This window comes from Acidilobus aceticus (genome assembly GCF_055392325.1).
The window spans coordinates 58404-72342 of sequence record NZ_AP042407.1 but is presented as its reverse complement, the minus strand read 5'-3'; the positions used below and the strand labels follow the sequence as shown (position 1 = coordinate 72342).

Below are 13939 nucleotides of genomic sequence, written 5' to 3'. Positions count from 1 at the left end.
CGGGCCTTGGCCTGGAGGCTAGTGTGCCCCAGGTGCGGCTTCAGGGGCGAGGAGAGCAGGTACTACCACAGGTGCCCCAGGTGCGGCTCGCCGCTGGAGTTTGAGGGGGAGAGGCCGAGGTACGGGAGGCTCCTCGGCGAGGGCTCAACTCCCCTTGTCTACAGGGAGACGCCGCTCGGCCCCATAGGCTTCAAGCTGGAGTACGTCAACCCGACGGGCAGCTTCAAGGACAGGGGCACGGCCTACTCGCTTCAGCTCGCCAGGGACCTCGGCTACAGGTGCGTGGTCGAGGACTCGAGCGGCAACGCGGGCATCTCCACGGCCGCCTACGCCTCGTTCCTTGGGCTGGAGGCCGTAGTGGCGGTGCCCAGGACGGCGGCCCCCTCCAAGAAGTCAATAATAGCGTCGCTGGGGGCCAGGGTGGTCGAGCTCGACAGCAGGGAGGAGGCGGCCAAGTACGCGGAGGCCATGGCTGGCAGGTGCTTCTACGTGGCCCACTCTGTGAGCGCCGCCTTCCTTGAGGGGATGACCTCAGCTGGCAGGGAGGTGCCAGAGGGCTCCGCCGTGGTGGTCCCCTCGGCCAGCTTCTCGCTGTTCCTTGGCATCTGGAGGGGCTCAGGGGGCAAGGTCAGGCTGTACGCCGTGCAGGGGGTGCAGAACGCCACCCTCAGGGGCCTCGTGGAGCCCATAGCCGTTGGCTCCGGCAGCACGTCGTCCCTGGCCGACGGCCTGGTGCTCCCCTCGGCGCCGAGGGCCCAGGAGGCCGCTGATGCCATAAGGAGGAGCGGGGGAGGCCTGGTGCTGGTCTCGGACAAGGAGATAGCGGAGGCCACCAGGGACCTCTGGTCCATGGGGCTCATGGCTGAGCCCACCTCGGCCTCGGCATATGCAGCCCTGAAGCTCCTGAGGGAGGTGGGCGTTGACGTGGGCGGGTTCATAGCCGTGCTCACGGGCAGCGGGCTGAAGTTTTACGACCTGGTCTCTAGGATCCGCACCTTGACCTGAGCTCCTCAACGCAGGACCTGACGCACTCCGCGAAGTCCTTCCCTCCCAGGCTGACCTCTGCGCACCTCTCCCTGCAGACCTCCACCACGTGGCCCCTGGTGAAGGGGTCGCACTTGTCGGAGCTCACGGCAGCTCGTGTTACCAGCTCCGGAGACGTTTATCAACTTTTGTATACAGTATTACAAGGGTATTTTCAGGTAAATATTAGGAGAAACCTTTTTTAGGCTTTTTGGATTCTATTAAATATTTGGAGAAGAGGTGAGAAAAATGGAGAGGGGGTACAGGCAGGCTAATAGGCAGAACCAGAGGCTTGAGGCCGTGGCTGACCTATACATCACTATCTACAGGGTGAGGTCCGGGTGATAAATAGTCCCTGCGGCCGTCACGACCACTGTTGGTGAAAAGCTTCCTTTTTTCCTTCAACGTCCGCTTTGTAGCATTTATCTGGATCTCAGTCAGACAATTTGCCGAGCTTCTGGAGCTGCTCCTCAACGTCCTTCATGCCAAGCCTTTCAAGCGTTGACCTCCTTATGTAGCCAGTCCTCCTGTCCCACCCAAAGGCATCGTAGGCCTCATCTACAAGGCCGTCTGGGCTCTCAACCTTGAGCCCCTTGGCGGGCCCCGTGAGTATAGGCGTTATCATCCTCTTGGGCAGCCTGTCGTGCTCCCTGGTGAACCCCTCCCTGAGGTTGAAGGCCCTCTTCAGGTTCCACGTCCTCTCGCCGGCCAACAGCACGTCCTGGGGGGTGGTCTCTATGCCCGTCAGTGCTGTGTATATCCTGGCTATCCTCCTTGGACTTATGACCCCGCTCTCGGGCCCCGCCGAGTAGAATATGCAGAGGCCCACGTTGTTGAAAGCCTCCCCGTAGCTGGCCAGCGCCCTGTAGGCTATCCCCTTGCCGACTCCCGTCTCGGCGAGCCTGTCAGGCAGCGGCCACGGGAGGCCGAAGTCCTTGAGGCCGGCGTCCACCTGCATCATGTCGTACGACGGGTATATTGGGTGCACGTGGCAGGCGCCCCTAGGGCTTATTGCATACTGTATGGCCAACAGCTTGGACTCGACCCTGGGGTCGTGGGCGGGGAACTCGAGGCCCTTGACATGGTTCACCAGCTCCTCGGCGCCCCTGCCTATGGCCTTGGCGGCCCTGTAGCTCCCCTCCGCCAGCAGGTTCCCGAAGCCCTTCCTGTAGGCTATCATCTCGACAAGCTTCACGTGGGTCTCGGGGTCGTTCCACCTCAGCTCAAGGCCGCCGGTGTCCTGCTTCGTTATTATCCCCTTCTGGTACGCCTCTATGGCCCACGCTATCGTGTGCCCCGTTGATATGGTGTCCAGGCCGTAGTTGTTGGCGAGGTAGTTGACCCTTATTATGGCCTCCATGTTGTCTATCATGTTCATGGGGCCGTTCATGTCTGTAGTCTCGTACTCGGGGCCCTCGTTGGGCGGGGTGGCGAAGGGGCCGTAGGCGACGTAGCTGTACCTGCTGCACCCTATTGCGCAGGCGTGGCACGCCCTCCTCTTTATCATGTAGTTCCTCTCGAGCGTCTCGTGCGACACCCTGTCGGCCGCCTCAAAGTAGCCCGTCTCAAAGTTCGCAGTGGGGAGCCCTCCCATGGCGTTGGTTCCCAGGAGCCCGCCTATGGTGCCGTGCTGTCCCATGAACCTCTGGCCCGGGTCGGCCTTTATGCCTCCCTGGGCCTCGAGCGCGGCAGCCATGAAGCCCTCTGGGTCGTAGACGTCTATCCCCTCGCCGCCGGCCGCCACCACGGCCTTAAGGTTCTTCGAGCCCATGACCGCCCCTCCGCCCGTCCTGCCGGCCGCCCTGTCGTAGTCGTTTATTATGGCGGCGAACCTGACCAGGTTCTCCCCAGCCGGGCCTATGGCGGCCACCGAGGCGTCGTGAACCCCTGTGTCATCCCTGAGGGCGTCGGTGACCTCATGTACTGTCATGCCCCAGTACCTCTTTGCGCTCCTTATCTCAGCCCTGCCCGACTCAAGGTACAGGTAGACGGGCTCGGGGGCCCTGCCCCTTATTACTATTAGGTCAAAGCCGCTGTACTTCATCCACGAGCCGAACTTGCCCCCTGACCTTGTCTCCCCCCAGCCGCCCGTCATGGGGGCCTTGAAGGCCCAGTATATGTTGCCGCTGCCTGGGGCCAGGGTTCCCGTGAAGGGGCCGGCGGTGGCTATGAGAATGTTGTCGGGCGACAGCGGGTCTACCCCCGGCTGAAGCTCATCCCAGAGCACCTTGGCGGCGTAGCCGAGGCCTCCCATGTACATCTTGACGTAGTCCAGCCTTAGCTCCTCCACGCTGGTCTTGCCAGCGGAGAGGTCAACCCTCAGGATGCGGCCCTTGTAGCCGTACCACTTCACAGCAAGTCCCAGCCTGTCGGGGAGGCCAAGCCGTATAAAGTGGAGCTCAGGCCTGTAAGGCCTATCCATGACTATAGGAGGGCTTAGTATTAAGACGCAGACTATAGCTCAAGGAAGAATTAGTCTAAAACAAGGTGATAGGGAGGGTTAAAACCTGCGGCTCCTCCCGAAGCCGCGCCTCCTGGGCGGGGCGTCCTCAACTACCTTGTCGGAGAGGTTGTTTGACGTGTTCACGTTCTCTATCTGGGCGTCCGACTCGCTCAGGGTGCCGCCGCGGCCCAGGTTCAGCCTCATGTGGCCCTTGAAGGTGCCCACGAAGCCGTTCCTGACGGTTATGACGGCGCCCGGCCTAACGGAGTCTATGTTCCTGTCCCACAAAGTCATGAGTATGCTGCCGCTCTCGTCTCCAACTAGGGCATCGGCAACCCTGTGGGTTGACCCGTCCCTTCCGCTCACGCTCCTGGGCTCCTCAACCTTGACAACCTTCACAGTGAGGCTGTCAACGTTGACGCCAGGAGCCAGGTCCTTTACCTGCACTCCTATTTACCCAGTTCCCGTTGGGCGGGGCCCTTATAAGCTAAGATGAAGTACTTGGAGGGCGACGTGGCTGAGCTAGTCAATATCAACATTTTTAAATATCGCTGGAGGGGGGAGCCCTGTGGGAACATGAGGCTGCTCTTCGTCGTGATGGATGACCCCTCAGGCCTCGAGGGGTCCATAAGGGCCGCCCACGCCTTCCACTACGCAGTGAGCCTGGCGAAGGCAGGCCACGAGGTTAAAGTATACCTCGACGGCCCGGGCGTCAAGATACCGGTGTCGGAGTCGCCCTACAGGGGGCTCAGGCCAGCGTTTGAGGAGGTGCTCAGGAACAACCTCCTTCTGGGGGCCTGCGGCTACTGCGCCTCCCCTCCGCACCTGAACCTGAGGGAGAGGCTCAAGGGGTTCAGGCTCATAGGCGATGAGGGGCACCACTACGCCTTTGAGGACCTGGTGGCGCAGGGCTACCAGATAATAATGGCTTAGAACTTAAGGCCTGGCACAAAGCTTTAATTGGTTCCCCTTGAAGCTCTAGCGCTGGTGGGCCCGTCGTCTAGATTGGTTAGGACGCCGCCCTCACACGGCGGAGGTCGCCGGTTCAAGTCCGGCCGGGCCCACCACCTTCAGTCACAGCGTTATGGGCCTCCCGTGGCCAGGGTAGATGACCTTGGGCCTCAGCTCAAGGAGCCTCCTGAGGCTCTCCTCGGCTAAGGCGTAGTTCACGTTAAGGGCCCTGGAGGGCAGCGAGGGCCTCCCGTTGCGGCTCACTATAGCGTCGCCGCTGAACATCACTTCGTCCTTAACGTAGGCCGTGCTGCCCGGCGTGTGCCCTGGGGCGAGCACCGCCCTGTAGCCCTCGACCGCGTCACCTTCGTTGACCCTGACATCTACGTGGACGGCCCTGGCCCTGAGCAGCGCCTGGAAGATCGCCGTCAGGGCGCTGCCCGAGGGCCTGGCCCTCCCCTCGATCACGTCGGCCTCCAGCGAGGGGGCAACGACCCTGCAGTTGAAGGCCTTTACAATTTCAGCCGCGTACCTGACGTGGTCCACGTGCTGATGCGTTATGAGGAGGTACCTGACCTTCACCCCGTGCTCCTCGGCCACCCTGGCCACGTCGCTGGCCCTGGCCCCGGCGTCTATGAGGATCCCGTCGCTGGTGAGGTAGGAATTTGACATGCCCTTTATGCGGAAGACCTCCACCTGGCGGACGCCCAGGTGGGAGCGCGGGGAGAAGGTAAAACGCGGGCCGGCCTGGACCAAGAAAAATAGGCTTGGTGTGAAGGCTAAAGCCTCTCAGCTGGCCGTCCTAGGCCTCACGTAGAGGGGCGCCAGCGCGTTGAGGAGCAGGTCAAGCCCTGAGACCGCCAGGGCCGCCTCAAGCAGTGTAGGTATCAGCGTCATTGTGTAGAACTGGACCCCGAGGTAGCAGAGGAGGAGGGAGGCGAAGGTGAGGTAGGCCAGGTACCTCTTGGCCTTGCCCCCTTCCTTAACTATGTAGTCCACGGCGAGCATGGTGGCGGCCAGCAGGGGTATTATCATGAATGCGGTGACCAGGTGCCCCTTCATGAAGGCGTCATCGAACATGTAGCCGGGTCCCCCGCTGGGCGGCTGGCCAGGGCTCCCGAAGCCGAAGAAGGCCTCGTTGAACTCTATGAAGTAGCCTATGCCTACAAGTATGGCCATGGCTGCAACCCACGTGGCCAGGGTGGCGAGCCTGTAGAGCCTCTCGGCGTTCTGTCCAGACCTGGCCAGGTACGCGAGCGGCCCAACGTAGAGGGCCGCGAGCACGAGCATAGCTCCCCAGCCGGAGAGCCCTGTGGTGAAGTCGTCAAGTGCCAGCCCGTTGACCCCCTGAGGCCCGAAGGGGGCTATGGTAGGTATTGAGTAGGTGCCGACGCCCGAGGCCCAGTACAGGTAGGTGAAGACGATGACGCTGGCGAGGCCTATAATGAGGCCTGCAGCCGCGGCGGCCCTCGCCCTGCCCCTGAGCTCGGAGTACCCGAACCAGATAGCGGTGAGCCCAACAATGGCGTCACCCACCGCTGGGAGCATCTGGTGCGAGTGCGACGTCACGAGGTCTGACACAAAGGTCTGGTTACCAACGGCGTTAACTGTGGAGGCCAGGAAGGACAGGTGCCACGTCTGCGGCATGAGCGATACAATTCCATAGATGGGGGCGAGGGCTATTGACACGCCGGCGACCAATATAAGCAGGAAGGGAGCCCAATACGCCTTGAGCCAGGCCCTCTCGCGGGCAGCCTTGAGGAGCGCTGCAACTATGACAGCGAGGGCCACCAGGTAGAGCAGCACGTCCCTGACGCCCTGGACCGCGTAGTTGGCCAGCGAGGAGGGGTAGTAGTTCTGAAGTATAGCGTTACCCACGAACGTGAGGGCGAGGGTCGGGTAGGTGGCGTAGTTTGCCAACAGCTTGGCCCAGCGGGGCAGGCCGAGCAGCTCGCACGCAAGTATTGCCAGGAGCAGGGTCAGGGGTATCATGAGCGCGTGGTAGACCGCCTGGGTCGATGAGTCGAAGTCGCCCGGCGATATCCAGTTAGCGCCGAGCAGCGGTGATATGGCGAACAGGACGGCGGTGTAAACAGCTATCGCGGTTAAGTTCTTCCGGGGGTCCGAGAGGAAGGAGTCTCCAGCTGACACCTTCCCACCAATTCTATTATAAGAGAAAGGGTCGTATATAAAGTTACTTATTTTGTAAAAATAAATATATGCGAGAAAATACTGGTTCATACTCCTTGCGGCCGCTGTAGTAAATAATTTATCTTAAATCATGTGATATATAGAAGCGCTTAATAGTGACGGCGGTCCCAGCGGCTGAAGGTGACCGGGATGGCCGTTAAGGTGCTTGCTGCCCCAGGGCCAGTCTCATACCCGCTTGTGGTGGCCGAGGACAGGGCCAACATATCACTGGAGTTCAGCAAGGAGGGCTCGGCGGACGCCGTGGCCGACTCGGTAGTGTCGCTGATCAGGAGAGGGCTGAGGGTGGACTACGTGACCGTGAGGGAGCTGATGACCGTTTACCCCGAGCTGAGGGGGCCAAGGGTGGGCGTGTGGAGGAGGGGGTCAGCCGCCGACGTCCTGGTCAGGGCCGCCATGGACATGTACGGGGTCAGGGCGTCGCTGGTCTACGCGGACGAGTGGCAGCAGCTTTACAGGATGCTCTCCTCGGGGGAGGTTGACAGCGCGGTCCTGAGCATAGCTATGGTCAACAGGAGGCCAACCCTTGAGGCCATGGTGGGGGCCCCCGGGGCGTGCGGGGTGAGCGTGCTTAACGCGGACGCCCTAGGCTACGTGAGGGAGGCCTACGAGCTTGGAGTTAACATGATGAGGAGGGACCCCGAGGCCTCAGCTGACCTGATAGCCTCAAGGCTGCCCATAAGGGTCCCCAGGGACTTCGTGCTGGGCATAATAAGGAGCGCCGAGTACTTCTTCAGGCCAGCGGAGGACGTGGGGTTCACGAGGCTCGTGATGAAGTACCTGGGCAACGCTTAACTCCCGCGGGGCCACTGGAGCCTAGGGATGACGAGAGGTCTCATTGGGCTAAGCCGTGGCCGAAGCGCTCTTCGCTGACCCTCAGGCCATGTTCCTGAGCTCGTTGAATATGTAGGCGGAGCCTCCCAGCATAGCTCCGGCTATCACATAAGTGTACCCGAAGCCGACCGAGTTGGCCAGGAAGCCCGAGGCCAGGGACCCGGCGAAGTAGGCCGAGCCGGTGAGCGTGCTGTAGAGCCCGAGGCCCCTGCCCTCCCTGTTGCCCTTGAGCACCTCAAACACCATTACATTGGAGGCCGTGAAGAAGGTGGCAAAGGCTATGCCGGCGGCCAGGGGGTAGAGCGTGAGCCCCGTGCCGAGCAGGTAAACGGGGCCTCCTCCCGCGGACGTGGCAATTCCAATTCCTATGTAGGAGGCCCCCCTGGCCAGGAGGGCCCTGTAGGAGGCCCCGGCGTTGCCCTTTGAGGCGGCTATTATCCTGGGTGCGAGCTGGAACCCGGCCACCTGGGCCGCCATGCCGGCTGATATTACCAGGAAGACCTCTGACCTGGAGAGGCCCAGGGCCCTCAGGCCGTAGGGGTAGAGGGTGTTAAATATGCCGGACGAGACGTAGAATATAGTTATTGCTATGAACAGCATGGGCACGTAGGCCGCGGGGCTCCTGCCGAGCTTTATGAGCCTCAGGGGCTTGAAGGTGCTCTTTGATGGCAGCCTCAGGAAGAACGTGGGCACCAGCTTTATCCTGAGCAGGAAGCCCTCAATTATGTGGAGCAGGGACTCCCTCTCAAACGAGATCGGCGACCTGGGCACCGTGAGGGAGGCCCACGCCACTGAGGCGGCTGTGATCATTGTCATAACCTCAACTATGGTCCTGGTGGGCATGAGGCCCGAGGCTATGGCAGCGGTCACGTCCCCCGAGAAGTAGCCGACGGAGGAGAGCATGTTATACCTTGAGTAGGCGGAGCTCCACCTGGACTTCTCTATGGTGTCCATTATCAGGACGCTGACCGCCATGCCTACGGCTGAGGAGAAGAGGGACGCGGCGGCGTAGTACGCCGCCACCTCGGCCAGGGAGCTCGAGAAGGCCAGGGCGAGGAGTGAGAGCAGGGTGCCGGCGAGGCCTACGGTCAGCACGTCTTTCCTGTCGTACCTGTCTAGGGCGAAGCCCCATATCAGGGAGGCCAGTATGGAGGCCGCGGTGCCGGCTGATATAGCGTAGCTTACCCCCACCGCCCCTCCCCTGAGCTCGTAGACCTCAAGCGTCACCAGCGTGGAGAGTGGCCCCATGGCGAGGTTGAACGGTATCAGCGATATCATCCAGTCCCTGCGGTTCAAGCTCTTCCCTTGAAAGTGTAAAGAGGGCCCTCTTTAAAGCCGAGGAGCCCTAAGGCTCAGGGGTTTCGGGTGGGCCGCGTACTTGACGAGCTCAGGGGCTATGTGGCCGACCTGACCAGGCAGGTGGAGTCATCGCTGCAGGGCCTCGGCCCAAGCCTTGAGGCCCTCAGGAGGTTCGTGGTGAACGAGATGTACATAGCGCCCTACGACTACAGGGCGCTCTCGCTCTTCGTCCCCAAGGCGGCCGCTGACGACGAGGTGGACTTCATAATGGGCCTCCTCGAGGGAGGGCCCAGGTGGATAAGGAACATAAGGTCGCTCGCGGGGGAGCTGGGGGTGTCCTACAGCCCTGACCAGGTGAGCCCTGACGCCGTGGCCTACTCCCACTTCCTGACGTGGCTTGGCGTGAACGGCACCATGGGCGACCTGGCGGTGCTGGTCGGGGTCAACTTCAGGTCGTTCTGCGTCAACACCAACGTCCTGGCCGAGTGGGCCGAGTCCCTCGGCGTGAGGTCTGCCGGCTTCCTCAGGTGCAGGGGGATAGACGAGGCCAGGGAGTCGCTTGCAGAGGCCATAGCTGAGAGACACCTTAACATGGAGATGTACAGGCACGTGGCCCTGTCGGCCCAGACCTATGAGCTTAACTTCTGGAGGCACGTGGGCGGCCGGTAACACCGAGGGCGGCCCTCCATGGGGCTGCGGCTTAAGCCGAGGCGAGTAACGCAATTAGGTTCCCCTTAGCTTGAGTTAGCACCATGGGGCGCGCCCTTGTTAAAGGTGTGGACAGCAGCGCTGCTGATATTATTTATAGCGGCAGCCCTAGGTCCCTACGCTGCCAGTACCTCAGCGAAGGCCTCGGCGACCCTGCCAGTCCTCCTTAACGGGAGCTCCGTGGGGCTCTGCTACCCCTACCTCATAGCCCAGGGCGGGGTGCTGGACCTGGCGACGGGCTCCTTCACTGACCCTTGGCCTGGCGATGTCGCCCTGGGGGCCTCATGCGGCGACGGCTTCATAGCGGTCCTGGGGTACCAGGGCACCTACTTCCTGTACTCCTCCAACGCGTCCCTGGCCTGGGTAGTCAGGGAGCCCTACTCAGACATAATAGGCGTGTACAGTGGGATGGTGGTCTACAACCTGAGCAACGAGGCCTACGTCGAGGGCCCAAGGGGCACGGCGGCTGTGATCCCCCTGCCCCAGGGCTCCCGAGTCCTGTCGTTCAGCTATGCCAACGGCCCCCTGCTCCTTGAGGACGTCAACGGGACCCTTGAGCTCCAGTCGCCCCAGGGCGCGCTTTCGCTTAACGTGAGCGGCTCCGGCGGGCAGCCCGCGGGCATCCTGAACGGGACAAGGGCCTACGTCTTCGGCTACGTTGACGGCCAGGGCCCCATGCTCTTAATATTTGACGTCAGCTCCAGCCCCCTGAGGGCAGTCCCCGTGGGGGAGTTCGTCGCCAGCTTTGTGCCGCTCGCCGTCTACAGGGCTCAGGGCGACGAGCTCGTTGTCCAGGGCCCCCCGGGGCTGGAGCTGGTGACCGCCTGCTGCGGCAGGACCAGGGCGCAGGTCATAGGTGATGCGCTGCCGGTGCCTGACGGCTACTACATGCCATCCTCGGGCTACAGCTACGTCATGAGCGGGGGCTCCTGGATCCCTGTCCCAGGGCTTGAGGTGGCCTCGCTGGGAGGGGTGGCCTTCATAACCGACTACAACGGCGTCACCTTGCTCGCGCCGGCCGTGCCTACAACCTTGGTCGCGGAGGCTCCCATGTACGGCACGCTTAACATAAGCGGCCTCCTGGTCCAGCTGAACCTCACGCCCGGAGCATATGAGCTTCCTACCCCCTCCCTGCTGCTCGTCGGCAACAGGCTCCTTGACCTGCTGGGGGGCACGCTGGCCTACCCTGCCAAGGTAGGCGGGCCCGTGAGAGCAGTTTACGTTGTAAGGCCGCCGGCCGTCTCGCCGCTGGAGGTCTTCAGGCAGGTCACCTACATGGCCTCAGGGGGTGGGTCCCTCCTGCTGGTGGTGCCGTCAAAGGCCATAGTGCTCTCCCCTGGCGTTAACGTCACTGTGTCGCCTAGGCCTCTGGTCATCCCCGGCGAGTGGCTCTACGGGGGCCTCGGGCCGGGCGGGATAGCCCTGTACTCGGCCAACGGCACCATCTACGTGTTCAGCTACAGCGGGAGCCCCGTGGCGGCCTACAGGGCCAACATAACGTTCGTGCCCACCTACATGGGGGTCTACAGGGCCTACGGCGGCTACTACGTCATGGTGGAGTCCTCAGGCCCCTTCGGCACCTACATGTACGTCTACGGCCCTGGCGGCGCCAGCGAGTACCGGCTGCAGTCGCCGGTTGTTGAGGACCCGTCCTCTGGAGTTGCAGTTACGCCCGCGGGCGTTCAGGCTCCCGGGCTCAACATTAGCCTGCCCGCCGTTGTGAGCACCGCCTCAGTCAACGGGGCCTCGGCCGCCTTTCAGGGGGCTGACGGCAACCTGTACATAGTGAACCTGAGCTCCATGACGGAGTACGTGGTGATGCCCGCCTGGGGCGGCTACCTGAGGTACGCGCCGATGCCTGGGGGGCTCCTCGCAATATACAACAAGAGCAGCTTCACCGTCGAGATAGTTAGCTACGAGGGCCTGGTCCAGGGCGCCTGGCAGGTCAACATCTCAGCGTCGCCCCCCTCGGCTGTCATATACATAAATGGCACGAGGGTCGGCGTGGGCTCCGCCACGGTCTACGACATAGCGACGCCAATTAACGTAACCGTCTCTGCCGCGGGCTACGCCGCCTACTCCTCCACGGTGCTGCCCCTGACGTCTGAGGACATAAAGGTCAGCCTCAGGCCCGTCACCGTATACGCGACGCTCTCGGTGGTCTCACCCATACCCGTGAGCTACGTCGAAGGCTACATAAATGGGTCAAGCTTTAGGCTGCCGGTCAACTCGAGCCTCCAGCTTCTCTCGGGAATCCCCTACGAGGTCGAGGTCAACTACTTCTACCCGCTTAACGTCTGCGCCCCTGTGAGCGAGACAGTTATAATGAAGTCCAACGGGACCATCGAGGTCAGCTGTAGCCTCACGACGCCCGTCTTAAAGCTGGTCAGCTCGCTCCCCGCCTCAGTTAAGGTCAGCAAGTCAGGCGTTACCGTGTTCTCTGGCCAGCTGGAGCCCGAGGCGCCTCTCTACCTGCCCGTGGCGCCGGGGAGCTACGACGTGCTCTCTACAGCTAACGGCCTCTCAGCCAGCATTAAGGTCAACGCCACGCTGCCCCAGCTCTACTTCTACAACGTGACGCCGACGGCGCCGCCCGCCCCTCCCAGGGGCACAATAGAGGCGGTTAGCAACGTGAGCTCCGCCTCTGTTTACGTCAGGTTCCCCAACGGCACACTTGTGGCGGTCGGCGTTGGCCGCGTGGAGGTCTCCGTCTCCCCGGGCCAGTACGTGGTCTCGGCGGAGGGCACCGGCTACGTGGGAGTTAACAGGACCGTGACGGTCTCCCCAGGCTCCACTGTGAACGTTACCCTGGGCCTCGTCCCAGTCAGGCGCGGGGCCCCCGTTGTGAGGAACGTTAAGTACTACATTATAGCCGGGGCCCTGGCCGCCACTGCGATAGCGGCCTACATGGGCTACTCCTACTACAGGTCAAGGTCCCCCTACCAGGAGCAGCAGGAGATCTGATCACTGGGCCGCCCTGTTGAGGAGGGCTAAGAACTTTGACGGTATGCCCGTGCTGAGCATCTCCACTGCCAGCTCCACGTCAGCCGAGGAGGCCCCGAGGCCAAGCCTCAGGGCCGCCCTCAGGGCCGCCCTGACGAGGCTCTCAGGGTACCTGCTCGCCGCAAGCCTGTAGGCCCTGACAGGGTCCTCCATGAGGTACTGGACGAAGCCCCTGCCCACGGTCTCCCTGAAGTAGACCTCCAGGTCAGCCAGGAGGCCCAGGGCGGCCCTCCTGAGGCCGCGCTCTAGCATGAGGGCTTCAGGGTTCCGCGCGCTCGAAATAGGCTTCACCAAGACTTAGCTTTGGAGCCCATTGGTTAAAAGTGAAGGCGTGCGGCCAGGCCAGCTACCTTGAATGGGGCTCTAGACGCGGATAATACTGAAGCCGCTGGCCTTCCTGGCCCTGTTCATGACCGCGAGGCCCAGGCCTCTCTCCTCGAAGCCCTCCATGAAGGCCTCGTCAACGTCAAGCATCTCGTCAATGGCCCTGAACGTCTTGAAAAGGTTCCTGGCGACTATGAATATGTTGCTCCTCGGGCCGAGCACCAGGTGCCTCAGGCCCTGCTGCTCGTAGTACTGGGCGGTCTCGGAGGAGCAGAGTATTATGGGCCTCGCCCCCTTGGCTATCTCCTGCTTAACTACCTCAGCCACCTTGGCCGCGTAGGCCTTTAGGTCGCTGTAGTCCCCCTCAACTATGGTCAACCTCTTGAAGGGGGCGTAGTGCCTGTACTTCATGCCGGGGGCCAGGGCCACGTCGGCCTGCCCCAGGCCCCTCGCAAACTGCGGTATAACTACCTCCTTGCCCAGCTCCCTCTCTATCTCCTCCACCGGCAGCCCCCCGGGCCTCAGGAGGACCGGCGGGTCCCTGGTCATGTCAACTATCGTGGACTCAACGCCGTAAACGGTCTCGCCAGAGTCAATTATGACGTCAGCTCTGCCGTAGAGGTCCCTTACCACGTGCTCACCAGTTGTAGGCGAGGGCCTGCCGGCGAGGTTAGCGCTGGGGGCGGCTATTGGGACCCCGCTCTCCCTTATGAAGGCCAGGGCCACTGGGTGGGCGGGCATCCTGACGGCCACTGTGGGCCTCCCGGCAGTCACCTCCGGGGGCACCTTGTCCGACTTCCAGAGCAGCAGGGTCATGGGGCCCGGCCAGAACCTCCTGGCTAGCTTCTCTGCCTCAGGGGGTATCTTAACTGCCACCTCGTAAAGCTGGTTGAGCGAGTGTATGTGAACTATGAGGGGGTTGTCCATGGGCCTCCTCTTGGCTATGAACACCTTCTTGACGGCCTCGGGGTTGTAGGTGTCAGCCCCAAGGCCGTAGACGGTCTCGGTGGGGAAGGCCACTATGCCACCCGCCCTTATAGCGGCGGCCGCCTCCCTCACCAGGTCCATGTCTATGTTCTCCGGGTCTATCCTCAGTACCTTGGTGTTCACCCTGAGGTCCTCCAAGGGCTGTCACTAAAGGTTAAG

The 13939-nt window shown here is 62.2% G+C and carries 13 protein-coding genes and 1 tRNA gene; 6 read left to right on the top strand and 8 right to left on the bottom strand.

All coding sequences use genetic code 11. From position 1 onward, the window contains the following. The first annotated feature begins 6 nt into the window (after positions 1–6). Positions 7–1005, top strand: coding sequence for a pyridoxal-phosphate dependent enzyme (locus ACZ5OO_RS00340; RefSeq protein ID WP_464078249.1), 999 nt, complete (start codon positions 7–9; stop codon positions 1003–1005). Here ACZ5OO_RS00340 and ACZ5OO_RS00335 read toward each other — a convergent pair. The 3 genes from ACZ5OO_RS00335 to ACZ5OO_RS00325 form a co-directional block, all read right to left on the bottom strand. After that, the gene (locus ACZ5OO_RS00335; RefSeq protein WP_464078248.1) at positions 983–1132 is read right to left on the bottom strand and encodes a hypothetical protein; all 150 of its coding nucleotides are present in this window, start codon (positions 1130–1132) and stop codon (positions 983–985) included. The two genes, ACZ5OO_RS00340 and ACZ5OO_RS00335, sit on opposite strands and share 23 nt — an antisense overlap. Positions 1133–1456: 324 nt before the next feature. Then, the gene (locus tag ACZ5OO_RS00330) at positions 1457–3445 is read right to left on the bottom strand and encodes an aldehyde ferredoxin oxidoreductase family protein (RefSeq protein ID WP_464078247.1); all 1989 of its coding nucleotides are present in this window, start codon (positions 3443–3445) and stop codon (positions 1457–1459) included. Between the two features lie 78 nt (positions 3446–3523). Beyond that, positions 3524–3913 (bottom strand): single stranded DNA-binding domain-containing protein, encoded by a 390-nt coding sequence (locus ACZ5OO_RS00325; protein WP_013266679.1) that lies wholly within the window; start codon positions 3911–3913, stop codon positions 3524–3526. Positions 3914–4042: 129 nt separating this feature from the next. Here ACZ5OO_RS00325 and ACZ5OO_RS00320 point away from each other — a divergent pair, with 129 nt between their 5' ends. Next, positions 4043–4399, top strand: a complete 357-nt coding sequence (locus tag ACZ5OO_RS00320) for a DsrE family protein (RefSeq protein WP_464078537.1) — start codon at positions 4043–4045, stop codon at positions 4397–4399. A gap of 56 nt (positions 4400–4455) precedes the next feature. Next, positions 4456–4533, top strand: a tRNA-Val gene (locus tag ACZ5OO_RS00315). A 7-nt stretch (positions 4534–4540) separates the two neighbouring features. Here ACZ5OO_RS00315 and ACZ5OO_RS00310 read toward each other — a convergent pair. After that, positions 4541–5113 (bottom strand): MBL fold metallo-hydrolase, encoded by a 573-nt coding sequence (locus ACZ5OO_RS00310; RefSeq protein ID WP_464078246.1) that lies wholly within the window; start codon positions 5111–5113, stop codon positions 4541–4543. A 93-nt stretch (positions 5114–5206) separates the two neighbouring features. Beyond that, positions 5207–6568, bottom strand: coding sequence for a hypothetical protein (locus tag ACZ5OO_RS00305; protein WP_464078245.1), 1362 nt, complete (start codon positions 6566–6568; stop codon positions 5207–5209). A 189-nt stretch (positions 6569–6757) separates the two neighbouring features. Here ACZ5OO_RS00305 and ACZ5OO_RS00300 point away from each other — a divergent pair, with 189 nt between their 5' ends. Beyond that, entirely contained in the window at positions 6758–7420 is a 663-nt protein-coding gene (locus ACZ5OO_RS00300; protein ID WP_464078536.1) for a DUF3834 domain-containing protein, read from the top strand. An 81-nt stretch (positions 7421–7501) separates the two neighbouring features. On the opposite strand, the gene ACZ5OO_RS00295 is transcribed toward ACZ5OO_RS00300, so the two are convergent. After that, entirely contained in the window at positions 7502–8755 is a 1254-nt protein-coding gene (locus ACZ5OO_RS00295; RefSeq protein WP_202965438.1) for an MFS transporter, read from the bottom strand. A gap of 69 nt (positions 8756–8824) precedes the next feature. Here ACZ5OO_RS00295 and ACZ5OO_RS00290 point away from each other — a divergent pair, with 69 nt between their 5' ends. Both ACZ5OO_RS00290 and ACZ5OO_RS00285 read left to right on the top strand, forming a co-directional pair. Then, positions 8825–9427, top strand: a complete 603-nt coding sequence (locus ACZ5OO_RS00290) for a TENA/THI-4 domain protein (protein ID WP_013266673.1) — start codon at positions 8825–8827, stop codon at positions 9425–9427. Positions 9428–9532: 105 nt separating this feature from the next. Then, on the top strand, positions 9533–12430 hold the full coding sequence (locus tag ACZ5OO_RS00285; protein ID WP_464078535.1) for a PEGA domain-containing protein: 2898 nt from the start codon (positions 9533–9535) through the stop codon (positions 12428–12430). Here ACZ5OO_RS00285 and ACZ5OO_RS00280 read toward each other — a convergent pair whose 3' ends face one another. Together ACZ5OO_RS00280 and ACZ5OO_RS00275 are read right to left on the bottom strand one after the other, a co-directional pair. After that, a complete protein-coding gene (locus ACZ5OO_RS00280) occupies positions 12431–12721 on the bottom strand; it encodes a hypothetical protein (RefSeq protein WP_013266671.1) in 291 nt (96 codons plus the stop codon). A 111-nt stretch (positions 12722–12832) separates the two neighbouring features. Continuing rightward, on the bottom strand, positions 12833–13861 hold the full coding sequence (locus tag ACZ5OO_RS00275) for an L-threonylcarbamoyladenylate synthase (RefSeq protein WP_048812977.1): 1029 nt from the start codon (positions 13859–13861) through the stop codon (positions 12833–12835). Between the last annotated feature and the right edge of the window lie 78 nt (positions 13862–13939).